Source organism: Nocardioides cavernae, assembly GCF_013410035.1.
In the GTDB taxonomy this organism is placed as follows: Bacteria; Actinomycetota; Actinomycetes; order Propionibacteriales; family Nocardioidaceae; genus Nocardioides; species Nocardioides cavernae_A.
Map to the genome: position 1 here is coordinate 130,387 of NZ_JACCBW010000004.1, position 22,255 is coordinate 152,641.

The window sequence follows — 22,255 nt, forward strand, 5'->3', positions numbered from 1 at the left end:
CCCCCGACACCGTGGTGTCGGTGGGCCGCCCGCATCGGTTCAGCGCGCTGCGTCGTGCGTCACTTGATCTTCTTGGGCCTCGACTTCGACGAAGCCTTCTTGAAGCCCTTCTTCTTGCCGGTCACCTTCACCGACACCTTCTTGCCCTTCAGCCCGCGGGTCACGGCCAGCTTCTTGGACGTCGCGCCACGGATCGCCTTCTTGCCGACGAACCACTGGTAGGAGAACCTCGTGGCGTTCGTCCAGCCCTTCGCCCGGGCGACGAGCCGCTTGCCGACCTTGGCCTTGCCGGTGATCTTCGGCCGCTTGGTCACGAGCGTGCCGATGCGCACCTTCCTGGTGGTCGACGAGCGTACGTAGCTGCTGGTCGCGTAACCGGCCGCGCGCGGGTACTCACGGACCTGGATCCGCTTGCCGAGGTCCTTGGCGGTCAGGCGGTAGGTCGAGGCGCTCGCGCCCTTGATCGTCTTGCCGTTGCGCGACCAGACGTAGGTGGTCGAGTAGTCGCCGGGCTTGGTGCCCAGGTAGTTCACCCAGTCGAGCCCCGACGCGGTGAGCGTACGGCCCACGCGCGGGGAGCCACTGATGCTGACGACGCCCGTCGTGCCCTCGCGGCGGTACCAGGAAGCGGGCTGCACGGTGACGGGCGCCGACGTCGCCGTCGGGCTCGGGTTGCGGCCCACGGCGTAGCCGGTCACCTGGACGCTGAGCTGGCCGCCGGCCATGGCGACCGTGGGGGCGAAGGTCGGGTCGTCGGCCTGCGGGACCGGCTGCCCGTTGAACAGCCACTGGTAGCGGTACGCGGTCGCACCCGCGACCGCGCCGCCCGCCGAGACGGTGCGCAACGGCTCGGCGGTGCCTGCGACCGACGCGCTGCCGGCCGGCAGCGGCGGCTTCTGGGTCCGCGTGACCTGGACCGTGTTGGCCCCGGTGGCGGCCACGACGATGCTGCCGCTGGCGTTGGACCAGCTCTCGCCGGCCTGGAGCGCCCCGTCGCCGCCCTGCACGTCGAGCAGGAACGACCCGCGTTCCTCGTTCTCGCGCTCGAGCACGAGGCCCTTCGCGTAGGACTGGCCGTAGGACGCGACCGCGCCGAGGCCCTTGGCGTAGAACGCCCCGGCGTCGGCGCCGGCGCCGTCGCGGTAGTCGACAAAGGTCCGCTTGCCGGTGTCCGGGTCGATGAAGACGACGCTGCGCAGGCCCGTCGCCGCCGTCCGGGAGCCGATCGCCGTCGCGCCGAGGCCGTTGCTGGCGTCGGCGTACTCACCGGCGGCGACGACGCCCTGCTCCCACCGGAACACGGTCCCGAGGACGGGGCTGGTGTGGCCGGCGGGGTCGGAGCCCATGAGCTCGTAGAGGCCGCCGTACTCGGCGCGGGCGTTGGTGGAGTGCTGGAGCCCGACGTTGTGGCCGTACTCGTGCTCGAGGGTGCTCTGCATGCCCCCGTTGCCCCGCTCGAGGACGATGACGGGGCCGCCGCTGTTGAGGGAGACGCCGCGGCGCGCGCGGCCGACGGCCTCGTCGAAGAAGCAGGCCGACGGCACGACGATCACGAGGTGGTTGGGGCTGTCGCCGGTGAAGTCCACGCCCGGGTAGACCCGCGCGGCGACGTCGCGGTAGATCGCGTCGAACTGCGCGCCGCCGGCGCCGAGGCCGCAGCCACCGGCGACCGACGCGGCCGCGGAGTCGGCCACGGCCATGCCGGTGACGGTGGACCAGGCCGGGATGACGCCTGCGGACTCGCGCACCCAGTACTGCTGGGCTGCGTTGACCTGCGCGACGAGGTCGGCGTCCGGGACGCTGAAGGCGCCGAGGTTGGTGAGCTTCACCAGGTAGGTGGCGTGGGCGGCGGGACCGGCGGCGGGCCGCGGCGACACGACGCGCACGTCGCGGGCGGTCACCCCGTCGGGCCGGCGCTCGGCGCGGTCGAGGGCGGCGCTGCGACGCGCACTGGTGGTCAGGCCGCCGCCGGCCGTCCCGCCCGGGACGACCAGGTCCCCGCTGAAGGCCGAGCCCGGGTCGGCCTCGAAGCCGTCCGCGAGACGGATCACGCGACCGTCGCGGGTCTCGACGGAGTAGGTGTCGGGCTGGCCGCCCTCACCGGCGAGGACGCGGACCGTGCCGCGGACCTCGACGACGTCGGCGCCACCGGCACGAGGCGCGGTCGGTGCCGCCACCCCGGCGCTGGGCGCCATCAGTGCGGTCGCGGTGACCGCCACGGTCGCGACCGTGAGACGTGTTCGTACAGACATGCGTGTGCTCCCCCGTGCTTGCCCCGTCACGCGCCCGTAGGTCGGGCGCGTCGGAAGCATCATGGCCCATCGGGGCCACCGGGAAACATCGGCACGGGATCCGCGCGCGACCAGCCGACCGGCGTACGCCGCCGGACGTGCACCGTCGGGATCAGGCGAGCGAGATCGAGTCCCCGTCGACCGTGATCTCGACCGCCTCGAGCGGCGAGCTGGCCGGCCCCGAGAGGGGCGAGCCGTCCTCGAGCGAGAACTTGCTCAGGTGGCACGGGCACGGGATGTCGCCCTCGCTGCTGGACTCCACCAGGCAGCCCTGGTGGGTGCAGACCGCGGTGAACGCCTTGAAGTCACCCTCCGTCGGCTGGGTGACGACGACCTTGGAGGCCGCGACGACGAAGCAGCCGCCGACCGGCACGTCGGACGCGCTCGCGAGCGCGTCGGCGCCGGGGGTCGAGGTGCCGTCGGAGCTGGGCGCGGCCTCCGACGGGCTGGGGCTCGACTCGTCCGTGGCCGACGAGGCCGGGGTGTCCGGGGTCGAGTCGTCCGAGCCGCACGCGGCGAGGACGGGGACACCGACGGCGATGGCGGCAGTACCGGACAGGGCGCGACGTCTGTTGATGGCGGTCATGGCGGGACCCTAGCCAGCAGACCTGTGAGCAGGCTGAGACGACAGTGTCGATCCGGTGACGCTCAGCCGGACTTCTTCGCCGCCCGCTTCGCCGGCGCCTTCGTGGCGGTGGCCTTCTTCGCAGGCGCCTTCTTCGCAGGCGCCTTCTTCGTCGTCGCGCGGGACGTCGGAGCGGACTTGGCCGCCACGGCCTTCGGGCGCCGCGGCTTGCCCGGCTGCTGGGCGCCCCGGCCCTCCAGGATCGGGCGCAGGAAGGTGCCGGTGTGGCTGGCCCCCACCTCGGCGACCTCCTCCGGGGTGCCCTCGGCGACGACGGTGCCGCCGCGCGAGCCACCCTCGGGCCCCATGTCGACGAGCCAGTCGGCGGTCTTGATGACGTCGAGGTTGTGCTCGATCACCAGCACCGTGTTGCCCTTGTCGACCAGGCTCGACAACACGCCCAGGAGCTTGCGGATGTCCTCGAAGTGCAGCCCGGTGGTGGGCTCGTCGAGCACGTAGACGGTGCGGCCCGTCGAGCGCTTCTGCAGCTCGCTGGCGAGCTTGACGCGCTGCGCCTCGCCGCCGGAGAGGGTGGTCGCCGGCTGCCCGAGGCGGACGTAGCCGAGGCCGACCTCCTCGAGGGTCGTCATGTGGCGCGCGATCGCCGGGACCGCGGCGAAGAAGTCGGCGGCCTCCTCGATCGGCATGTCGAGGACCTCGGCGATGGTCTTGCCCTTGTAGTGCACCTCGAGCGTCTCGCGGTTGTAGCGGGCGCCGTGGCACACCTCGCACGGGACGTAGACGTCCGGGAGGAAGTTCATCTCGATCTTGATCGTGCCGTCACCGGAGCATGCCTCGCAGCGCCCGCCCTTGACGTTGAACGAGAACCGACCCTGCAGGTAGCCCCGCATCTTGGCCTCGGGCGTGGACGCGAACAGCTTGCGGATGTGGTCGAAGACGCCGGTGTAGGTCGCCGGGTTGGAGCGCGGCGTGCGGCCGATGGGCGACTGGTCGACGTGGATGACCTTGTCGACGTGCTCGAGGCCCGTGATCTTGGTGTGGCGCCCCGGGACCGCACGGGCGTTGTAGATCTGCTTGGCGAGCGAGGTGTAGAGGATGTCGTTGACGAGCGTCGACTTGCCGGAGCCCGACACGCCGGTGACGGCGCAGAAGACACCGAGCGGGAAGCTCACGTCGACGTCCTGCAGGTTGTGCTCGCGCGCCCCGTGGACGACGAGCTCGCGACCCACCGTGCGCGGGCGGCGGACCGCGGGGACCGGGATCTCGCGGCGACCGGAGAGGTACTGGCCCGTCATCGAGTCGGGGTGGGTCAGCAGGTCCTCGACGGTGCCGGAGTGGACGACCTGGCCGCCGTGCTCGCCCGCGCCCGGACCGATGTCGACGACCCAGTCGGCGACGCGCACCGTGTCCTCGTCGTGCTCGACGACGATCAGGGTGTTGCCGAGGTCCTTGAGCCGGACCAGCGTCTCGATGAGGCGCTGGTTGTCGCGCTGGTGCAGACCGATCGACGGCTCGTCGAGGACGTAGAGCACGCCCACCAGGCCGGCGCCGATCTGCGTCGCGAGGCGGATGCGCTGGGCCTCGCCGCCCGAGAGCGAGCCGCTGGGCCGGTCGAGCGAGAGGTAGTCGAGACCCACGTCGAGCAGGAACTGGAGCCGCTCCTGGATCTCCTTGAGCACCCGCTCGCCGATCTGGCGCTCGCGCACCGACAGGTCGACGGTGCGCAGGTAGTGGGCGGCCTCGTTGATCGGGAGCGCGCAGACCTCCGCGATGTTCTTGCCGCCCTCGTCGCGGGCGCCGAGGGTCACCGACACGGAGACCGGCTTGAGACGCGTGCCGTGGCAGGTCGGGCAGGGCACCTCGCGCATGAAGCCCTCGAACCGCTCGCGGCTCGTGTCGGACTCGGCCTCGCGGTGGCGGCGCTCGACATAGGGGCGTACGCCCTCGAACGCCGCGTAGTAGGCGCGCTGGCGGCCGTAGCGGTTCTTCGTGACGACGTGGACCTTGGTCTTGTGCCCCTCGAGCAGGGACGTGCGCGCCTTGGGGGTGAGCTGGTCCCACGGCGTGTTGAGGTCGAAGCCGAGCTCCTCGCCGAGCGCGTTGACGAGGCGGAGGAAGTAGTCGGCGACGTGCGCGCCGCTCCACGGTGCGATGGCTCCCTCGCCGAGGGTGGCGCCGGGGTCGGGCACGACCAGCTCGGGGTCGACCTCCATCTTGGTGCCGAGGCCGGAGCAGACCGGGCACGCGCCGAAGGGCGAGTTGAACGAGAACGAGCGCGGCTCGAGGTCGTCGGTGTCGATGGTGTGGTCGTTGGGGCAGGCCATCTTCTCGGAGAACTTCATCTCCCGGCCCGGGTCCTTGGCGTCGAGGTCGACGAAGTCGAAGACCACCAGCCCGCCCGCGAGGCCGAGCGCGGTCTCCACCGAGTCGGTGAGGCGGCGCTTGGACGACTCCTTGACCGCGAGGCGGTCGACGACGACCTCGATGGTGTGCTTGAGCTTCTTGTCGAGCGTCGGCGGGTCGTCGAGCGTGTGGGTCTGGCCGTCGACGCGGGCCCGGCTGAAGCCCTGCTGCTGCAGCTGGCGGAAGAGCTCGACGTACTCGCCCTTGCGGCCCCGGATGACGGGTGCCAGGACCTGGAAGCGCCGGCCTTCCTCGAGGGCGAGGACCCGGTCGACGATCTGCTGCGGCGTCTGACGCTCGATCGGCGCACCGCACGTCGGGCAGTGCGCGCGGCCGGCGCGGGCGTACAGCAGGCGGAGGTAGTCGTAGACCTCGGTGATCGTGCCGACCGTGGAGCGCGGGTTCTTCGACGTCGACTTCTGGTCGATGCTGACCGCGGGGCTGAGGCCCTCGATGAAGTCGACGTCGGGCTTGTCCATCTGCCCGAGGAACTGGCGTGCGTAGGCCGACAGCGACTCGACGTAGCGACGCTGGCCCTCGGCGAAGATCGTGTCGAAGGCGAGGCTGGACTTGCCCGACCCGGACAGGCCCGTGAAGACGATGAGCGAGTCGCGCGGGAGGTCGAGGGAGACGTCCTTCAGGTTGTGCTCGCGGGCGCCCCGGATGATGAGCTGGTCGGCCACAGTGGTCCTCGTCGAGGTAGATCGGTGGAGTCGAACACATGTTCGTCTCGGACGCGCGTCACGGTCAAGCGGACGCACCGCTCCACCCTAGGACCCCCCACCGACAACGGGCTCATCCGTCACCCACGGGGGTGGACACGCGGAGGTGGCACGATGACCACGTGACAGACGACCAGGGCGAGCTGCCCGAGCTCATCGCCATGGCCGACCAGGCGCTGGTGCGCACCGTGGACGGCCTCTCCGACTCCCAGTATGCGGAGCCGTCGCAACTGCCCGGCTGGACCCGCGCGCACGTGGTGGCCCACGTCACCCTCAACGCGGAGGCGCTGGCCGGGGTGCTGCACGGAGCCCACGTGGGGAGCCCGCAGCCGATGTACGCCTCGCAGGAGGCGCGGGACGCGGACATCGCCGCGCTCGCCGGCGCCTCCACGGCCGACCTGCGCGAGCGGTTCCTCGCAGCCACCGGCACGTTCACCGAGGCGCTCGGCGCGATGCACGAGGGCGACTGGAAGGGACGCTTCGAGCGGACCCCGGGCGCGCCCGGCATCCGGCTGGCCAACGTCCCGCTGATGCGCCTGCGCGAGGTCGAGATCCACCACGCCGACCTCGACGCCGGCTACACGGCCGCCGACTGGTCGCCCCGCTTCTGCCGGGTCCTGCTGGACTCGCTGACGAAGTTCGACACCGAGCAGCCCTTCGAGGTACGCCCGACGGACCTCGACGGCACGTGGCGCTACGGGGACGGGGACGGAGGCCCCGTCGTCAGCGGCACGGCCGGCGCGCTGGGCTGGTGGCTGACGGGACGCGGCGCGGGCGAGGGGCTCGCGTCGGACAGCGGGGTCCTCCCGCGGATGGAGGCATGGTGAGCGACATGGTGAGCGGCGACTCCTACACCGGTGAGGTGTCCCCCGGCGGTGACCCCGACGTCCGCACGCTCGGGTGCCTGACCCTGACCAAGATCGCGGTCGACCCCGAGATGTCCAACAACTGCTACCTGCTCCACTGCACCGAGACCGACGACGTCGTCCTGGTGGACGCCGCGGCGGAGCCCGCCCGGTTGCTGGAGCTGATTGGCGAGCGGAGGCTGGCCGCCATCGTCACCACGCACCAGCACTGGGACCACCACCGCGCGCTGGCGGCCGTGAAGGCGGCGCACCCGGCCGCCACCGTCGTGGCCGGCGCTCCCGACGCCGACGCGATCGAGGAGCAGACCGGGGTCACGGTGGACCGTCGTGTGGGCGAGGGCGACACCGTGTCCGTCGGCACGTGCGAGCTGACGGTCGTCCCGGTGGCCGGGCACACGCCCGGGTCGGTCTGCCTGCTGCTCGACGACGGGCGGGTCGCACCCTCGCCGCACCTCTTCACCGGCGACTGCCTGTTCCCCGGCGGCGTCGGCGCGACGTTCGGCGACGCCGAGAAGTTCGTCCAGCTGCTCGACGAGGTCGAGACCAAGCTGTTCGGCCGGCTCCCGGACGAGACGTGGTTCTACCCCGGGCACGGCGACGACGGCGTGCTGGGAGACGAGCGGCCGCACCTCGGGGAGTGGCGAGAGCGCGGGTGGTGAGCGTGGGTGGCTCGCGTCCGCGTGGCAGGCTGGGAGCATGAGCACGCGTGAGCTGACCCTGGCCGACTTCGAGCAGACCGTGAGCGGCGAGGGCATCGTCCTGGTCGACTTCTGGGCTGCGTGGTGCGGCCCGTGCCGCCAGTTCGCCCCGGTCTACGAGAAGGCGTCGGAGGACAACCCCGACATCGTCTTCGGCAAGGTCGACACCGAGGCCGAGCAGCAGCTGGCGCAGATGGCCGCCATCACGTCGATCCCCACGCTGATGCTGTTCCGTGACGGCGTGCTGCTCTTCAACCAGGCGGGCGCCCTGCCGCCGCAGGCCCTCGCCGGCGTCATCGACCAGGCCCGCGAGCTCGACATGGACGCCGTGCGCCAGGAGGTCGCAGCCGCGCAGGAGGCCGCGGCCAACGCGCCCCAGGACGAGGTGGGCCTCGACGAGTTCGCCGCCGCGCACAGCCAGGGCGCCTACGTCGTCGACGTCCGCGAGGCCGACGAGGTGGCCGGCGGGCGGGTGCCGGGCGCCGTGCACATCCCGATGAACGACGTCCCGGCCCGCAGCGGCGAGCTGCCGACGGACCGACCCGTCTTCGTCATCTGCCAGTCGGGCGGCCGCAGCCGCCAGGTCGTGGACCACCTGCGGGCGCAGGGCGTGACGGCGATCAACGTGGCCGGCGGCACCGGCGGGTGGGCCAAGCGCGGGTGGCCGCTGGAGGCCTGACCTCCCCGGCCTCAGAGCATCCGGCGCAGGATCGCCGGTCGCAGGTTGGTCGACAGGTGCGAGGCCAGCGCGACGAAGAACGCGACGTGCGCGCCGACGTGCAGCGGCAGCCACGCGTCGTCGCCGGTCGCGACCAGCGCGATCCCGGACAGCGGCACCAGCACCAGCAGGACGATCAGCGCGCGCTCGGTCCAGTGCACCTGCGTCCGCCGGGCCGCGCCGAGGTGCTCCGACCACGGTGGCAGGCCGGCCACCCGGCGCACGACGGGTCGCAGCACACCGAGGCCGAGGACCAGCAGGCCGAGGAAGAGGTGCACCTCGGCGAGGTCGAGACCTCCGCCGAGCAGGTCGTAGGTGTCGGCGCGCGCCTCGCACGCGTCCTCCAGCCGGTCGAGCCGGTCCTCGAAGGCGTCGGACGTGTCGCCGCCGCTGAGGTCCTCCCCCGGCGGGTCGCAGTCGTCGAGGTCGAGGTTGTAGCCGACCGCGAACTGGGCGGCCACGGCGGTGACGGTGAGCCAGTGCACCAGCTTCTGCGACGCGCGGTAGCCGCGCGGCTCGTCGGTCGTCGGCATCCCGGGATGCTAGCGAGCGACGGACCCGGCACGCCGTCCGGCACGTCCCTGAGCGTGGGATAGCCTCGGCGCGTGCTGATCAGCGACTCGCGGAAGGTCCTCTTCGTCCACGTCCCCAAGACGGGTGGCGTGTCGGTCGAGGAGACCGTCAAGGAGGCGTGCCCCGACGCGCGCAAGGCCCGGGTCCCGATCGGCCGGCACGCGACGCTCGGCAAGATCATCAAGCACGAGCCGCAGGTCATCGACTACTGGACCTTCGGGTTCGTCCGCAACCCGTGGGCGCGGATGGTGTCGTGGTACTCCATGATCTCCGCGTGGGACCGGCGCCACGGCCCCCGCAGCGGCAAGCCGCAGGACGTGAAGCACGGGTCGATGCGCGACGGCAACGACATGTGGCGCGCCGCGGCCGCGTACGCCGACTTCGCCGAGTTCGTGATGCGCGGCACCGAGGAGCTCCCGCGGGTCGGCGTCCCGCAGATCAGGTACCTCAGGGCGCCGAAGCACGGGCGCGAGGTCGACTTCATCGGCCGCACGGAGAGCTTCGTCGCGGACCTCCAGCAGGTGCAGGTGCAGCTCGGCCTCGAGCCGACGACGCCAGCGCACAAGAACAGGTCGAAGCACGGCACCTACCACGACTACTACACCGACGAGACGCGTCAGCGGGTCGCGGAGGTCTACGCCGAGGACATCGACCTCTTCGGCTACACCTACTGACTCAGGACAGGCCCGGGAGACGCGTCCCGCGCGCGCCCGACCACTCCCCGGTCGCCTCGAGCCGACGCCACACGTCGTACTCGGGAGCGAAGTGCGCGACCAGCGCCTCGCGGGTCGCGAACCCCAGCTCGCCCCTCCCGGCCGTGGAGGCGTTGCGCCGCTCGACGTCCAGCGTCGCGCCGACCCGTGCACCGAACCACGCCGACCAGACGTCGGGGTGCTCGACGCTGAACACCCGGTCGACCGCGACGGCGCCCTGGGCGTGGAGGAACCTCGCGGGCCGCCCCTTCGGCACCGGGGCGTCGTCGTCGCCGGCGAGGTAGTGGAGGGCGAACTCCTCGAAGGTCATGTCCGCGGTCGACTGCCGGCTGTCGTCGCGGGCGCGGTAGCGCCACCACGACTCGAGCCAGGCGATCGGCTCGCGGAACATCGACACCAGCTCGTACGACTCGCGCGGGTGCCCCTGCTCGGCCAGCTCGTGGGCCTTGGTGTGCACGAAGCCGCGGGCCGGGAGGTGCTTGCGACCCGGCGGTGACGACACGACCTCGGTGGCGTACGGCGACAGCGCGCGCTCCAGGGTGGTGCTGGCCGTCTTCGGCAGGGCGAGCAGCACGAAGTCGCGGCCCGGCCCGAGCCCGAGGAACGTCATCACGCGCCCGATCATCCCCCACCCGGTCCCGCGCGGTGGCACCTGTCACCGGTGCGTGGGCTAGCCTCGCGCCGTGCTCATCTCCGACGCCAGGCGCGCGCTGTTCGTGCACGTGCCCAAGACGGGCGGGGTCTCGGTCGGCGTGGCGTTCGAGCGCTGCTGCCCCGACGCCCGGAGCAAGGCGCCCGGCGTCCACCCGGCGCTCGGCCGGCACGCGCCGTACGCCCGGATCCTGCGCGCGGAGCCGCAGGTGGCCGACTACTGGTCCTTCGCGTTCGTGCGGAACCCGTGGGCGCGGATGGTGTCCTGGTGGTCGATGATCGACGACTGGAACCGCGCATGGGGTCCCGCGAGTGGTCGGCCGCAGGGCGAGGGGGCCACCCGGATGCGCGGCAACGACATGTGGCGCGCGGCGGCGGCGTACTCCGGCTTCGAGGAGTTCGTGCTGCGCGGCCCCGACGAGCTGCCCCGCGTCGGACGACCGCAGGTGGAGTACGTCCGCGCGCCCGGCCGCGAGGTCGACTTCGTCGGACGGACGGAGAGCTTCGCCGACGACCTCGCGACCGTCGAGCGGCGCCTCGGCGGTGACCCCGTGCACGTCCCGCACCGCAACAGGTCGCCGCACGGCAGCTACCGCGACTACTACACCGACGCCACGCGGGCGAAGGTCGCCGAGGTCTACGCAGCAGACCTCGACGCCTTCGGCTACACGTTCTGAGCCGTCCGGTCGTCCGGGCCCTTCCGCATCCGCGCGAAGACTGCGAGATTGCCGTCCGTGGACGTACTCGACGGCTGGACCCGCACCGAGCACACGGCCGACGTCGCGGGCAGGGCGACGACGCACCCCGTCTGGCGACGAGGGACGGGACCCGGGATCGTCGTGGTCCACGAGATGCCCGGTCTCACCGCAGGCGTGGTCCGCTTCGCCGAGGAACTCGTCGAGGCCGGGCACACCGTCCTGCTCCCGCACCTGTTCGGCCCCGCCGGCCGGGAGTTCAGCAACCTGGACGTGGCGCGGGTCTTCCCGCGGATCTGCGTGAGCCGTGAGTTTACGAAGCTCGCGCGCGGCGTGACCACGCCCGTGGCGGGCTGGCTCCGCTCGCTGGCTCGTGAGCTCCACGCCGACGTCGGCGGGCCCGGCGTCGGGGCGCTCGGCATGTGCTTCACGGGCGGGTTCGCGCTGGCGATGATGGTCGACGACACAACGGTCGCGCCGGTCGTGTGCCAGCCGAGCACACCGTTCATCGGCCTGCCGGGGCGGGCCGCGGACCTCAACCTGTCCCCCGCCGACGCGGAGGCCGTACGCCGTCGCGCCGCCGACGGGTGCAAGGTGCTCGGCATCCGCTACGCCTCGGACCCGCTCGTGGGCACCCGCCTCGACACCCTCACCTCACTCGTCGGCGACGCCTTCATCCGGGTCGAGCTCGACGGCCGGGGTCACTCGACCGTCACCGAGCAGCGCTCGCAGGTCGCGGTGGACGCGGTGCTCGACTTCTTCGCGGAGCGCCTGTCGTGACCGCGTACGACCCCGACTTCCTCGACGTCCCGCTCGCGCCACCGGAGTCCCCCGAGGGCAGTGACGTGCTCGACTACACGCACTTCACGCTCCAGATGCACCGCACCCGCCGGCTGGCGTCCTGGGTGGCGTGGAACATCGACGGCCTCACGCTGTTCTCCGGCGACGACATCAGCAGGTCGGGCCAGGACTTCCGCGCCGACCCCCGGATCCCGCGCTCCCAGCAGACCCTCGACGAGGCGTACGCCGACAACGAGCTCGACCGCGGTCACCTCGCGCGGCGCTCGGACCTGCTGTGGGGCACCCTCGCCGAGGCGAGGCAGGCGAACTCCGACTCGTTCTTCTTCACCAACATCACGCCGCAGCACCAGGACTTCAACCAGTCCGGGCGCGGCGGCGTGTGGGGCCTCCTCGAGAACGCGGTCCTCGCCCAGGAGGGCCTCACCGACCGGCGCCTGTCGCTCCTCGCCGGCCCCGTGCTTGCCGACGACGACCCCGTCTACCGCGAGGTCGTCCAGGTGCCGCGCGAGCACTGGAAGGTCGTCGCCTACCGCCTCGACGGGGAGCCCCGGTTCCGGTGCTTCCTGCTGTCCCAGGACCTCGACGGCGTCGTCGGCCTCGACTTCCTCGACGCGTTCGACACCTACCTCGTGCCGCTCGACCTGCTCGAGGAACGCACCCGGCTGCGCTTCCCGAGCCTGCGCGCCCTCGGGACCGGGGAGCCCGGGGCGCGCAGCGTGGCGGGACCAACGCTCGTCACCGACGTCGACGAGGTGGGCTGGTAGCTTCTGCACCCCGCGGCGTGGCCCGGGAGGAAGGGCAAGCTGCTGCTTCTGCACGACCAGCACGACCACGTGCTGCTCATCCAGGCGCCGGTCGACGTGCACGAGGACTGGCTGCTTGACCGCGCGTCCCGGCCTCCGGGCGGCCCGGGTCTTCGATGACTCGCGGACTGATCAGTCCGCGATGGGTGCCGGGGGGCCGATCCGGGAGGTGCGGGCAGCATGAGCACGGCGTGTCGCCCAGCCTGCTCCGCGTGTCGGCCTCGACCGCTCGTCGAAGCGGCCCTCCGCGGCACCTCAGGACAGGTCGACCACGACGACAGTGTGGTTGTCCGGCTCCCCCGCCGCCTCGACGGCGGCGGCGACGTCGTCGGCGACCCGCTGGGCGGGAGCGGGCGACGCCAGCAGGGGGGCCAGGTCATCGACGACGGCGTGAACCCCGTCCGTCGTGAGGACGAGCCGGTCACCGGCGCGGAGGTCCACCGTCGCCGTGTCGGCGACGACGCCGGGGACCAGGGCGCGGTTGAGCAGGCTGCGGTGCGGGTGCGAGCGGTACTCCTCGGGCGTGAGCTGGCCGGACTCGACCAGTGCGGCCGCCACGGTGTGGTCGTGGGTGAGCCGCCGCACCTCGCCGCCGCGCACCAGCCAGGCCCGGCCGTCGCCTACGTGGGTGAGGGAGGCGGTCGCGCCGTCGATCGACACGGCGGTCAGGGTGGTCCCCGAGGTCGGCGCGTCGGGGAGCGTCTGCTCGACGTCGGCCGTCACGGTCGCAACGGCGGCGTCGAGGCCCCTGGCTGCGAACGCCTCGAGCGCCGCCGTGGACAGGTCGGACCGCTCGCCGAAGCCGTCGGCGACGGCGACCAGCCTGGGCGCCGCGAGGAGCGCGTCCTGCTGGTGCGTACGCCCGCCAAGGCGGTGGCTGGTGCCGATCGCGGCCTGCAGCGTGTCGGTGGTGGTGGTCATGGGTGGTGCCTCGCTCTCGATCTGGTCGACGAGGGCGGAGACGATCTCGCGGCGGCTGGCCGTGTCGTGCTCGACCTGGAGCCAGTACGCCCGGACCAGCCGCGCGGCCATGCTCGGCGGCGCGCTGACGACCGCGTCGATCCTGGCCAGCGGCATGCCGACCAGCCGCAGCGTCGCCACCAGGCGCGCCCGCTCGAGCTGCTCCGGTGCGTAGCGGCGGTAGCCCGTGGACGGGTCCACCTCCGCGGGCCGCAGCAGCCCCAGGTCGTCGTACAGGCGCAGCGCCTTGGGCGTCAGGCCCGACTCGCGGGCGAAGTCGCCGATCGTCAGCAGGTCCGTCATCGTCCCCATCCTCCCCGGTGTCGGTCACCGGTGCGACGACCCTCCGGCCTGCCCCTGGGACAAGGTCAAGGCGCACCACGCGGGATTCGCGGACCGTCGGACCAGGCTCTCGTACTGACGAGTAAGTTGGACGCGTGAGCTTCCTCAGTCGCCAGACCGTCATCGCCGCCCTCACCGCGAACGCGCTCAGGCCGCCGCGGGGCCAGCGGGCGGGTGTGCCCGCGTTCGCGGCGGGCTGGGTGTTCGGCGAGATGGCGCCCCAGATGCTGGCGCTGACAGCGCTCGACGCCGCCACGCACCTCACCCGCCGCCGCCGTGCCGGGGTCCGGGGCACGGCGGCGATCGCCCTCGCCGGCGCGAGCGCGCTCGGCATGGCGCGCATGATCCGGCAGAGCCGACAGGCCAGGGACGGATTCGAGGACGCACTCGTCGAGGGGCTCGGCGTGGACTACGTCGAGCAGCTCGACGAGGTGCCCTCCCCGGCCGACCTGGCCACGCCGTGGCGGCGGCTGGCCCGGCCGTTCAGCTTCGCCGACGACGGCGTGAAGGTGATCAGCAACCTGCCCTACACCGAGGCCGGCCGTCGCGGCCACCTCGACATCTACCTCCCGGCCGGGGAGGACGCCATCAAGGACACGCCGGTGCTGCTGCAGGTCCACGGCGGCGCGTGGACCCTCGGCGCGAAGGAGCACCAGGGCCGCCCGCTCATGAACCAGATGGCCGCCAAGGGCTGGGTGTGCGTGGCCATCAACTACCGCCTCGCACCCCGCGACCCGTGGCCGGCCCACATCGTCGACGTGAAGCGCGCCATCGCCTGGGTCAAGGACAACATCGCCGACTACGGCGGCGACCCCGACTACCTCACCATCACCGGCGGCTCCGCGGGCGGGCACCTCGCCGCGCTCGCGGCCCTGACCCCCGGCGACCGGGCCTTCCAGCCGGGGTTCGAGGAAGCCGACACCAGCGTCCGCGCCGCAGTTCCGTTCTACGGGGTCTACGACTTCGCCGGCTCCACCGGTCTCGCCAACGCCATCGGGATGCGTGACGGCTTCCTGGGCCCCCGCGTCATGCAGACGACCTGGACCGACTCCCCCGACCTCTACGAGGCCGCGTCACCGATCCTGCGCATCACACCGGACGCCCCCGACTTCTTCGTGATCCACGGCGAGCTCGACACCCTCGTGTCGGTCGACCAGGCCCGGCTGTTCACCGCCGAGCTGCGGCGCACGTCGGGGCGGTCGGTGGTCTACGCCGAGCTCCCCGGCGCCCAGCACGCCTTCGACGTCTTCCACTCCATCCGCAGCGCCCATGCCATCCGGGCGGTCGACCGCTACCTCACGTGGCACTGGAACACCTGGCGCCACGGGCTCGAGGCCGACAGCGGGGTCGACCCCGAGGAGATCTCGGAGCGGGACGAGCGCGACGACCGGAACTCCGCCTGACTCCCGCCCCGACCCGAGGTGCGCCATCATGTCGTCATGACGACCGCGACCTCCTCCGTGACGGGCAGCGCCGACAGCCGCTCGGCACGGGCGGACGCGCTCCTGCTGTCCGGCACGGTCGTGGCGGCGGTCCTCGCCTTCGCGGTCCTCGCGGCGCCGTACCTCGTGGAGGGCTTCGTCCCGCCCGTCGGCCTCGACGCACTCTGGGGGCTGGGCGGGTCGCTGTCGCTGGTCCTGGCACCGGTCGCCGCCGCGCTCGCCGGGGCCGCGAGCGGCTGGACGCTGTGGCGCCGGGACGACCTGGCCGGCACCGCGCGCGGCCTGCACCTGCTGGGCGTCGCGGTCTCGCTCGCGTTCGTCGCCGTCCTCGTCTCGGAACCCGGCCGCGCGCTCGTCGCGTGGTGGCAGGACTGACGCCTGCGCTCCGGGCTCGGGCGGACGAACTAGGGTCGCCGTCGTGATCCCGGACGACCTGCTCGCCCATGCCCGTGCCGCGAAGGGCTTCATGCCCGAGGACGAGGGGTCCTGCCTGCACCGCTGGGCGCGCGAGCAGCTGCCGCACGGCCCGGCGCTCGAGGTGGGGACCTACTGCGGCAAGTCGGCGATCTGGCTGGGCGCGGCCGCACGCGAGGTGGGCGGCGCGGTCTTCACCGTCGACCACCACCGCGGGTCGGAGGAGAACCAGGCGGGCTGGGAGCACCACGACGACACCCTCGTCGACGGTGAGCTGGGCGTGATGGACACGCTGCCGACGTTCCGGCGGACCATCGCCGCCGCCGGTCTCGAGGACCAGGTCGTGGCCGTCGTGGGGCGCTCCGGGACGGTCGGCGCGTGGTGGCGCACCCCGCTGTCGCTGCTCTTCATCGACGGCGGTCACGGCGTCGAGCCGGCGCGCACCGACTACCTCACCTGGCCGCGCTGGGTCGCCGCCGGTGGCGTGCTCGCCATCCACGACGTGTTCCCCGACCCGGCCGACGGCGGCCGTCCGCCGTACGAGGAGATCTACCTGCCCGCGCTGGCGAGCGGGGCGTTCAGCGAGGTCGACGCGGTGGGGTCGATGCGGGTCCTACGCCGTACGGCGGGCGACGCGGGCGACCTCGTCGCCTGACCCGTCCGGGGCGCAGCCGCACTCCAGCCCGATCGCGGCGAAGGGGGGCGCCAGCGTGGTGCCGCGCATGATGTCCGCGCCGGGCGTGCCGTCGGCCAGGGCGTCGACGGCGAGGATCACGGCCGCCGCCGTGTAGGTGGTCTGCTCCGACGGCCAGTTCACGCCCTCGGGGAAGACGTAGCCGGTCCAGTACGCCCCCTCCGCCGTGCGCAGGTGCTGCATGTCCGCCAGCAGCTGGCGGGCCCGCGCGCGGTCGCCGATAGCCTCGAGCGCGAGCACCAGCTCGCAGGTCTCGGCGCCGGTCACCCACGGGTTCGCGGAGACGCACCGGATGCCGAGCCCGGGCTCGACGAAGGTGTCCCAGCGCTCGGCCAGCAGGGCGTACGCGTCGGGTCCGCGGACCGCTCCGCCGAGGACCGGGTAGTACCAGTCCATCGAGAACGTCGACTTGTCCAGGAACAGGTCGCGGTGCTCGCGCAGCGCGTGGCCCAGGCGACCGCCGGCGAGCTCCCACTCGACCTGCGGCTCCCCCACCAGGTCCGCGAGGGCGACGCCCGCGCGCAGGGAGTGGTAGATGCTCGACGAGCCGGCGAGCAGCGCCTCCTCGTTGACCGGCCCCGGCGCCGCGTCGCGCCACTCCTGCGACCAGGCGACGCCGCCGAACGGCAGCTGGAGGGACACCACGAAGTCGAGCGCCCGGCGCACCGTCGGCCACATGAGCCGTACGAACCCCTCGTCGCGGGCCACCAGCCAGTGGTGCCAGGTCGCGACCGCGACGTAGGCCGACATGTTGGACTCCCCGGAGTGGTCCTCCACCTCCCCGGCGACGATCTTCATCGGCCAGGACCCGTCGGGCCGCTGGCGGTCGCGGGCCCAGGCGAACGCCCGCTCGGCGGCCTCCCGCCGACCGCCCACCATCAGGGCCATCGCCGACTCGAGGTGGTTCCAGACGTCGGTGTGCTCACCGGTCGTCCAGGGGATGGCGCCCGACGGCTCCTGCATGCCCTCGATGGTCGCGGCGGTCTGCTCGACCTGTGCGCGGGTCAGCACACCGGACGGGACGGCCTGCTCGCTCATGCCGGCCCGGGAACGGGCTTGCGGAAGTAGAGCACCAGGCTCTTGCCGATGAGGGGGTCGAGGACCTTGCCGGCGTACTGCAGCACCTTGGGGTTCTCCATGATCTCCCACACCAGGAGCTTGTGGTAGGCCTTCGCGAGGGGGTGCTCGTCGTTGGTGACGCCGACCGCGCACTTGATCCACCAGTACGGCGTGTGCAGCCCGTGGGCGTGGTCCCTGCCCGTGAACACCATCGCGTCGCCCGGCGTGCCGTCGTTGGAGCGGCCGGCCTTGGTGACCTTGTCGACGAGCTCCTCGGCGGTGTAGATGCGGACGTGGCCGCCCTCGGCGTTGTGGTAGTCGTCGGAGAGCTTCCAGTTGACGATCTCGGGCAGCCACCGCGGCACGGAGACGGCGAGCGTGCCGCCGGGGCGCAGCACCCGCACGAGCTCCTTGATCGCGTCGACGTCGGCGTGGATGTGCTCGAGCACCTCGGAGGCGACGACACGGTCGAACTCGCCGTCGGCGAACGGCAGGGCGAGGGCGTCACCCTCCTTGACGTCGGCCTCGGCGCCGTCGGGCACCTCGCCCGCCTCCCGCATCGCGGTGAACCACTCGCGGACCGTGGCCAGCTCGTCGGCGTCCTGGTCGAACGCGATCACGTCGGCGCCGCGCTTGTACATCTCGAAGGCGTGCCGACCCGCGCCGCAGCCCATGTCGAGCACGCGGTCGCCCGGGCGGAGGCCGAGCCGGTCGAAGTCAACGGTCAGCACGGTGGGTCTCCTGGTCACGCTGGTCACGCTCGGTGTCGAAGGAGGCGATCGCCTCCTCGTAGGCGGCGGCGGTCGCCTCGGCCACCGCACGCCAGCTGAACATCTCCTCGACGCGGGCGCGGCCGGCCGCGCTCATCGCCGTACGCCGCTCCGGGTCGTCGAGGAGCGCGGCGATCGCGTGCTCGAGCTCACCGACGTCGCCGGGGGTGACGAGGTCGGCGCAGACGCCGTCGGGGCCCACGACCTCGGGGATCGCGCCCGCCCGCGACACGACCAGCGGCGTGGCGCACGCCATCAGCTCGGCGGTCGGCAGCGAGAAGCCCTCGTAGAGCGACGGCACGCAGGCGACCTCGGCGGAGCCCATCACCTCGACGAGCTCGGCGTCGCTGACGCCGTTGACGAAGGTGACCCGGTCGGCGATGCCGAGCTGGTCGATGAGCTGCTCGGTGCGCCCGCCCGGCTCGGGACGGGTCACCAGGACGAGCGAGACGTCGCGTTCGACGGCGAGCTTGGCGAACGCCTCCAGCAGGGTCGCGATCCCCTTCATCGGCGCGTCGGCGCTGGCCATCGCGAGGATGCGTCCCGGGACGCGCGGCGCGGTCGGGGGCGCGAACACGTCGTCGACGCCGAGCAGGATGGTGCGCATCCGGGCCGGGTCCACACCGAAGTCACGGGCGACGTCGCGGGCCGACGACTCCGACGGCGTGAGCACCATGCGGTAGCGCTTGGCCACCTTGGTCTGCATCCGCAGGAAGCCGTACCACCGGCGCAGCGTGAGCCGCTTGCGCCATCCCGGCGCGGTCTGGAGGTCGATCCTGCGGTCCATGGTGATGGGGTGGTGGATCGTGGCGACGACCGGCAGGCCGTAGGACTCCAGCGCCAGGATCCCGGTGCCCAGCACCTGGTTGTCGTGGGCGACGTCGAAGTCGGCGGCACGGTCCCGCATCAGGCGGGCGATGCGCGAGCTGAAGGTCTTCGGCTCGGGGAACCCGGCCGTGCACATCGTGAGGAACTCCTCGACGTCGATCCGGTCGCGGAACTCGCGCAGCCGCGGCACCCGGAACGGGTCGGGCTCTCGGTAGAGGTCGAGGCTCGGCACCTTCGTGAGCGCGACGCCGTCGTCGAGGTCGGGGTAGGGCTGCCCGGAGAACACCTCGACCTCGTGGCCGAGACGTACGAGCTCGCGACTCAGGTGACGGATGTAGACGCCCTGGCCGCCGCAATGAGGCTTGCTCCGGTAGGACAGCATGGCGATGCGCACCCGCTCATTATGCCTACTGATCGGTAGGCGACTCGCGCACCGGGGTCAGGCCTCGCTCGAGTGCCCGGGGAAGACGTGTGCGGCGGGGTCGAGCACCACGGCGGCGTTGTTGACCGCCGTCGCGGCCTCGCCGAACCCGACGGCGATGAGGCGCACCTTGCCGGGGTAGTCGGTGATGTCGCCGGCGGCGAAGACCCGGGGCAGGTTGGTGCGCATCGACGAGTCGACCACCACGTGCCGCTTGCGGGTCTCCAGGCCCCACTGCTGGATCGCGCCGAGGTCGGCGATGAAGCCGAGGGCGGCCACGAGCGCCTGGGCCCTGACCGTGCGGGGCTCCTCGCCGTCGACGCTGATCTCCACCTCCTCGAGGTGACCGTCGCCGCGGAGCTCGGTGACCTGGGCGTTGGTGACGATCCGCACGCTGGAGTCCTTGACCGCCGCGACCGTGCGCTCGTGGGCGCGGAAGGCGTCGCGGCGGTGGACCAGGGTGACGGACGCGGCGACGGGCTCGAGGTGCTGCGCCCAGTCGAAGGCGCTGTCGCCGCCACCGACCACGACCACGTCCTTGCCGGCGTACGGCGCGAAGCTGGGCACGAAGAACTCCATGCCGCGTCCCACCCAGCCGTCGCCCGCCGGGAGGGGCCGCGGGCTGAACTTCCCGATCCCGGACGTGATGAGCAGTGCCCCGGCGCGGACCCGGGTCCCGTCGTCGAGCGTGACGACCACGTCGTCGTCGCCGTGCTCGAGGGTGGTGGCGGTGCGGTCGAGGAGGTACGTCGGGTCCGCGGTCGCGGCCTGGGCGACGAGCCCCTCCACCAGGTCGCGGCCCTTGACGCTCGGGAAGCCGGCGACGTCGAGGATGGCCTTCTCGGGGTACATCGCAGTGATCTGGCCGCCCAGCTCCGGCAGCGAGTCCACCACCGCCACCCGCATCCCGCGGAACCCCGCGTAGTAGGCGGAGAACAGTCCCGTCGGGCCCGCGCCGATGATGAGGAGGTCGGTCGTGACGTCGTCCACGTGTGCGATCCAATCGTCTGGGCGGCGGTCCCACAAGGGTCCGCCGATCGGGGCGGGATGTCGTCTACAGGGCGTCCAGCTCGCTGACCTTCCACTCGCCGTCGACCCGGCGCAGGCTCACCAGCACCCGGTCGAGGTCCAGCGTGGGCTCCTCCAGGTCGTCGCCGTCTGTGCTCTGGTTGACGAAGACGAGCACCCGGGCGTCCCGCGACGTCGCCGTCACCAGCGCGGTGTCCACCACCTCCGCGGTCACCACCGTCCGGTCGCGGCGGCTCGAGGTCGTCACCCCGGCCATGGTGCGGTCGTACCGGTCCTGCATCGCCGGCGTCATCAGGTCGCGGGCGGCCGCCTTGTCGTCCGCGAGGGTGTCCCAGGAGAAGCTGTACGCCGCGGTGGCCGCCTCGGCCGCGCGGTCCCTGACCTCCGCCTTGACGGACGTCGAGACCACCGCCGCGGCGGAGGCGTCGGCGCTCACGACGTCCGGGCCGCCCGCCTCGGGCGCGTCGGCCAACAGCCATGCCAGCGCGAGGCCGGCCACGCAGACGAGTGCCGCGAGCGCCGGCAGCCACTTCCTCCCACCCATGCCGATCACCTCACGAACTGCACGTTGCTCGTGAGCCACCGGTCGCCCTCACGGACGAGCTCGAGGCGCAGCCGGTAGTAGCGGACCTCGCCCTCGCTGCCGGTGCCGGTGTTGGTGACCCGGCTGTTGGCAGCGACCAGCACGGTCGCCGACTCCTCGTCCTGGTCGCCGACACCGAGCGCCACGACCTCCGCGGTGGACGTCGCCTTCGTGCGCACCGCCTCCGCCTCGAGGGTGTCGCGCTGCGCGGCGTACTGCTCGGCGAACTCACCCGTCGCCCCCTCCAGGACGGCGTCGACGAGCGGACCCATGTCGCGGTGGTCCACGGTCAGGAACGCCAGCGCCTCCGCGCGTGCAGCGGCGGCGACGTCCTGCTGGTCCGCCGTCAGCTGCTCGTCCACGGCGTCGCGCGAGGTCACGACGAGACCGATCGCGACGAGGAGGCCGACGAGCACGACGGCCAGCAGCGCTCCCAGCCACCGGCTCGCTCGTGCTCCCACGCCGCGAACCTAGCCCAGCCGGCCGCCGACGTGCGGCTCATCCGTCTCCCTAGACTGCGTTCTCGTGACCCACCCGCTGCGGCACCTGACCGCGCACCCGTCGGCGATGCTGCTGCTGGCCCAGCTCGCGCAGGTGCTGGCGTACCCCTTCCTCGGCGAGTCCCGGGTCGGCGGGGCGATCCTGGGGGTGATCGGGATGCTCGCCGTCGGGTCCGCGGTCCTCGCCGTGCGGCGTACGCCCAACGTCAGCCGCGTCGTGTTCTTCCTGGGCGCGCCGACGATCGTGTTCACCCTGCTCGAGGCGATCTTCTACGAGACCGACGCGATCGTCCTCGTCTCGGGCCTGCTGCACGCGCCGTTCTACTTCTACGTCTCGTGGGCGATGCTGCGCTACCTGTTCCACGACGACATCGTCACCACCGACGAGTACTACGCGACCGGGGCCGCCTTCACCGTGGTGGCGTGGGGCTTCACCTACCTGTACGCCGCCGTGCAGGTCGTGTGGCCCGACTCCTACATCAACGGCGAGGGCTTCGACCGCTCGTGGTTCGAGCTGCTCTACCTGTCGTTCTCGACCCTCACCAGCGTGGGTCTCTCCGACATCGTCGCCGTCGGCGAGCAGGCACGCGCACTGCTGATGGTCGAGATGATGGTCGGCGTCTTCTACGTCGCCATGGTCGTGGCCCGCATGGTCGGGCTGACCATGATGCGCAGCCGGCGCTGAGGTCCACC

23 protein-coding genes are annotated in these 22,255 nt (G+C 72.4%); 11 read left to right on the forward strand and 12 right to left on the reverse strand.

Features of this window, described 5'->3' with window-relative positions:
• Positions 1–59 precede the first annotated feature (59 nt).
• From F4692_RS17235 to uvrA, 3 genes are all read right to left on the reverse strand, one after another.
• A complete protein-coding gene (locus F4692_RS17235) occupies positions 60–2,219 on the reverse strand; it encodes a hypothetical protein (protein WP_179620957.1) in 2,160 nt (719 codons plus the stop codon).
• Positions 2,220–2,403: 184 nt separating this feature from the next.
• Positions 2,404–2,877 (reverse strand): Rieske (2Fe-2S) protein, encoded by a 474-nt coding sequence (locus F4692_RS17240; RefSeq protein WP_179620958.1) that lies wholly within the window; start codon positions 2,875–2,877, stop codon positions 2,404–2,406.
• 62 nt (positions 2,878–2,939) lie between these two features.
• Positions 2,940–5,963 (reverse strand): excinuclease ABC subunit UvrA, encoded by a 3,024-nt coding sequence (gene uvrA / locus F4692_RS17245; RefSeq protein ID WP_179620959.1) that lies wholly within the window; start codon positions 5,961–5,963, stop codon positions 2,940–2,942.
• A gap of 161 nt (positions 5,964–6,124) precedes the next feature.
• Between uvrA and F4692_RS17250 the strand changes: the two genes are divergently transcribed.
• Genes F4692_RS17250 through trxA form a run of 3 tightly spaced genes read left to right on the forward strand, consistent with a single transcriptional unit; the run spans position 6,125 to position 8,245 of the window.
• A complete protein-coding gene (locus F4692_RS17250) occupies positions 6,125–6,829 on the forward strand; it encodes a maleylpyruvate isomerase family mycothiol-dependent enzyme (RefSeq protein WP_179620960.1) in 705 nt (234 codons plus the stop codon).
• The gene (locus tag F4692_RS17255; protein WP_257030004.1) at positions 6,823–7,527 is read left to right on the forward strand and encodes an MBL fold metallo-hydrolase; all 705 of its coding nucleotides are present in this window, start codon (positions 6,823–6,825) and stop codon (positions 7,525–7,527) included. The genes F4692_RS17250 and F4692_RS17255 overlap by 7 nt, the downstream gene beginning before the upstream one ends.
• Positions 7,528–7,564: 37 nt before the next feature.
• Positions 7,565–8,245, forward strand: coding sequence for a thioredoxin (trxA, locus tag F4692_RS21640; RefSeq protein ID WP_179620961.1), 681 nt, complete (start codon positions 7,565–7,567; stop codon positions 8,243–8,245).
• A gap of 11 nt (positions 8,246–8,256) precedes the next feature.
• Here trxA and F4692_RS17265 read toward each other — a convergent pair whose 3' ends face one another.
• Positions 8,257–8,817, reverse strand: coding sequence for a cytochrome b/b6 domain-containing protein (locus tag F4692_RS17265; protein ID WP_179620962.1), 561 nt, complete (start codon positions 8,815–8,817; stop codon positions 8,257–8,259).
• 72 nt (positions 8,818–8,889) lie between these two features.
• Here F4692_RS17265 and F4692_RS17270 point away from each other — a divergent pair, with 72 nt between their 5' ends.
• On the forward strand, positions 8,890–9,531 hold the full coding sequence (locus F4692_RS17270) for a sulfotransferase family 2 domain-containing protein (RefSeq protein WP_179620963.1): 642 nt from the start codon (positions 8,890–8,892) through the stop codon (positions 9,529–9,531).
• Position 9,532: 1 nt separating this feature from the next.
• Here F4692_RS17270 and F4692_RS17275 read toward each other — a convergent pair whose 3' ends face one another.
• Positions 9,533–10,183, reverse strand: coding sequence for a sulfotransferase family protein (locus tag F4692_RS17275; protein WP_179620964.1), 651 nt, complete (start codon positions 10,181–10,183; stop codon positions 9,533–9,535).
• 70 nt (positions 10,184–10,253) lie between these two features.
• Between F4692_RS17275 and F4692_RS17280 the strand changes: the two genes are divergently transcribed.
• Genes F4692_RS17280 through F4692_RS17290 form a run of 3 tightly spaced genes read left to right on the forward strand, consistent with a single transcriptional unit; the run spans position 10,254 to position 12,481 of the window.
• Positions 10,254–10,898 carry a sulfotransferase family 2 domain-containing protein gene (locus tag F4692_RS17280; RefSeq protein WP_179620965.1) on the forward strand — a complete coding sequence of 215 codons (645 nt, stop codon included), beginning with the start codon at positions 10,254–10,256 and terminating at the stop codon, positions 10,896–10,898.
• A gap of 57 nt (positions 10,899–10,955) precedes the next feature.
• Positions 10,956–11,696, forward strand: coding sequence for a dienelactone hydrolase family protein (locus tag F4692_RS17285; RefSeq protein WP_179620966.1), 741 nt, complete (start codon positions 10,956–10,958; stop codon positions 11,694–11,696).
• Positions 11,693–12,481 (forward strand): DNA/RNA non-specific endonuclease, encoded by a 789-nt coding sequence (locus tag F4692_RS17290; RefSeq protein ID WP_179620967.1) that lies wholly within the window; start codon positions 11,693–11,695, stop codon positions 12,479–12,481. Before F4692_RS17285 ends, F4692_RS17290 begins: the two co-directional genes overlap by 4 nt.
• A gap of 294 nt (positions 12,482–12,775) precedes the next feature.
• Here the strand turns inward: F4692_RS17290 and F4692_RS17295 are convergent, their stop codons facing one another.
• On the reverse strand, positions 12,776–13,783 hold the full coding sequence (locus F4692_RS17295) for a MerR family transcriptional regulator (protein WP_179620968.1): 1,008 nt from the start codon (positions 13,781–13,783) through the stop codon (positions 12,776–12,778).
• Between the two features lie 134 nt (positions 13,784–13,917).
• On the opposite strand from F4692_RS17295, the gene F4692_RS17300 reads away from it, so the two are divergent.
• Genes F4692_RS17300 through F4692_RS17310 form a run of 3 tightly spaced genes read left to right on the forward strand, consistent with a single transcriptional unit; the run spans position 13,918 to position 16,333 of the window.
• On the forward strand, positions 13,918–15,225 hold the full coding sequence (locus tag F4692_RS17300) for an alpha/beta hydrolase (protein ID WP_179620969.1): 1,308 nt from the start codon (positions 13,918–13,920) through the stop codon (positions 15,223–15,225).
• Positions 15,226–15,261: 36 nt separating this feature from the next.
• Positions 15,262–15,639, forward strand: coding sequence for a hypothetical protein (locus F4692_RS17305; protein ID WP_179620970.1), 378 nt, complete (start codon positions 15,262–15,264; stop codon positions 15,637–15,639).
• A gap of 43 nt (positions 15,640–15,682) precedes the next feature.
• Positions 15,683–16,333 carry a class I SAM-dependent methyltransferase gene (locus F4692_RS17310; protein WP_308645360.1) on the forward strand — a complete coding sequence of 217 codons (651 nt, stop codon included), beginning with the start codon at positions 15,683–15,685 and terminating at the stop codon, positions 16,331–16,333.
• On the opposite strand, the gene F4692_RS17315 is transcribed toward F4692_RS17310, so the two are convergent.
• The 6 genes from F4692_RS17315 to F4692_RS17340 all read right to left on the reverse strand — a co-directional run bounded on the left by F4692_RS17315 (position 16,292) and on the right by F4692_RS17340 (position 21,523).
• On the reverse strand, positions 16,292–17,410 hold the full coding sequence (locus F4692_RS17315; protein WP_179620971.1) for a prenyltransferase/squalene oxidase repeat-containing protein: 1,119 nt from the start codon (positions 17,408–17,410) through the stop codon (positions 16,292–16,294). The genes F4692_RS17310 and F4692_RS17315 overlap by 42 nt on opposite strands.
• Positions 17,407–18,162, reverse strand: coding sequence for a class I SAM-dependent methyltransferase (locus tag F4692_RS17320; RefSeq protein ID WP_179620972.1), 756 nt, complete (start codon positions 18,160–18,162; stop codon positions 17,407–17,409). The genes F4692_RS17315 and F4692_RS17320 overlap by 4 nt, the downstream gene beginning before the upstream one ends.
• A complete protein-coding gene (locus F4692_RS17325) occupies positions 18,149–19,423 on the reverse strand; it encodes a glycosyltransferase family 4 protein (RefSeq protein ID WP_179620973.1) in 1,275 nt (424 codons plus the stop codon). Before F4692_RS17325 ends, F4692_RS17320 begins: the two co-directional genes overlap by 14 nt.
• Positions 19,424–19,468: 45 nt before the next feature.
• Entirely contained in the window at positions 19,469–20,440 is a 972-nt protein-coding gene (locus tag F4692_RS17330; RefSeq protein ID WP_179620974.1) for an NAD(P)/FAD-dependent oxidoreductase, read from the reverse strand.
• 64 nt (positions 20,441–20,504) lie between these two features.
• The gene (locus tag F4692_RS17335; protein ID WP_179620975.1) at positions 20,505–21,023 is read right to left on the reverse strand and encodes a hypothetical protein; all 519 of its coding nucleotides are present in this window, start codon (positions 21,021–21,023) and stop codon (positions 20,505–20,507) included.
• Between the two features lie 5 nt (positions 21,024–21,028).
• On the reverse strand, positions 21,029–21,523 hold the full coding sequence (locus F4692_RS17340; RefSeq protein WP_179620976.1) for a hypothetical protein: 495 nt from the start codon (positions 21,521–21,523) through the stop codon (positions 21,029–21,031).
• Positions 21,524–21,587: 64 nt separating this feature from the next.
• On the opposite strand from F4692_RS17340, the gene F4692_RS17345 reads away from it, so the two are divergent.
• The gene (locus tag F4692_RS17345) at positions 21,588–22,247 is read left to right on the forward strand and encodes a potassium channel family protein (protein ID WP_308645361.1); all 660 of its coding nucleotides are present in this window, start codon (positions 21,588–21,590) and stop codon (positions 22,245–22,247) included.
• The last annotated feature ends 8 nt before the right edge of the window (positions 22,248–22,255 follow it).

Coding starts and splice junctions, on each gene's coding strand:
- F4692_RS17240 (WP_179620958.1), bottom strand. CDS start 2,877: ATGACCGCCATCAACAGACGTCGCGCCCTGTCCGGTACTGCCGCCATC.
- F4692_RS17255 (WP_257030004.1), top strand. CDS start 6,823: ATGGTGAGCGACATGGTGAGCGGCGACTCCTACACCGGTGAGGTGTCC.
- trxA (WP_179620961.1), top strand. CDS start 7,565: ATGAGCACGCGTGAGCTGACCCTGGCCGACTTCGAGCAGACCGTGAGC.
- F4692_RS17265 (WP_179620962.1), bottom strand. CDS start 8,817: ATGCCGACGACCGACGAGCCGCGCGGCTACCGCGCGTCGCAGAAGCTG.
- F4692_RS17295 (WP_179620968.1), bottom strand. CDS start 13,783: ATGACGGACCTGCTGACGATCGGCGACTTCGCCCGCGAGTCGGGCCTG.
- F4692_RS17305 (WP_179620970.1), top strand. CDS start 15,262: ATGACGACCGCGACCTCCTCCGTGACGGGCAGCGCCGACAGCCGCTCG.
- F4692_RS17315 (WP_179620971.1), bottom strand. CDS start 17,410: ATGAGCGAGCAGGCCGTCCCGTCCGGTGTGCTGACCCGCGCACAGGTC.
- F4692_RS17335 (WP_179620975.1), bottom strand. CDS start 21,023: ATGGGTGGGAGGAAGTGGCTGCCGGCGCTCGCGGCACTCGTCTGCGTG.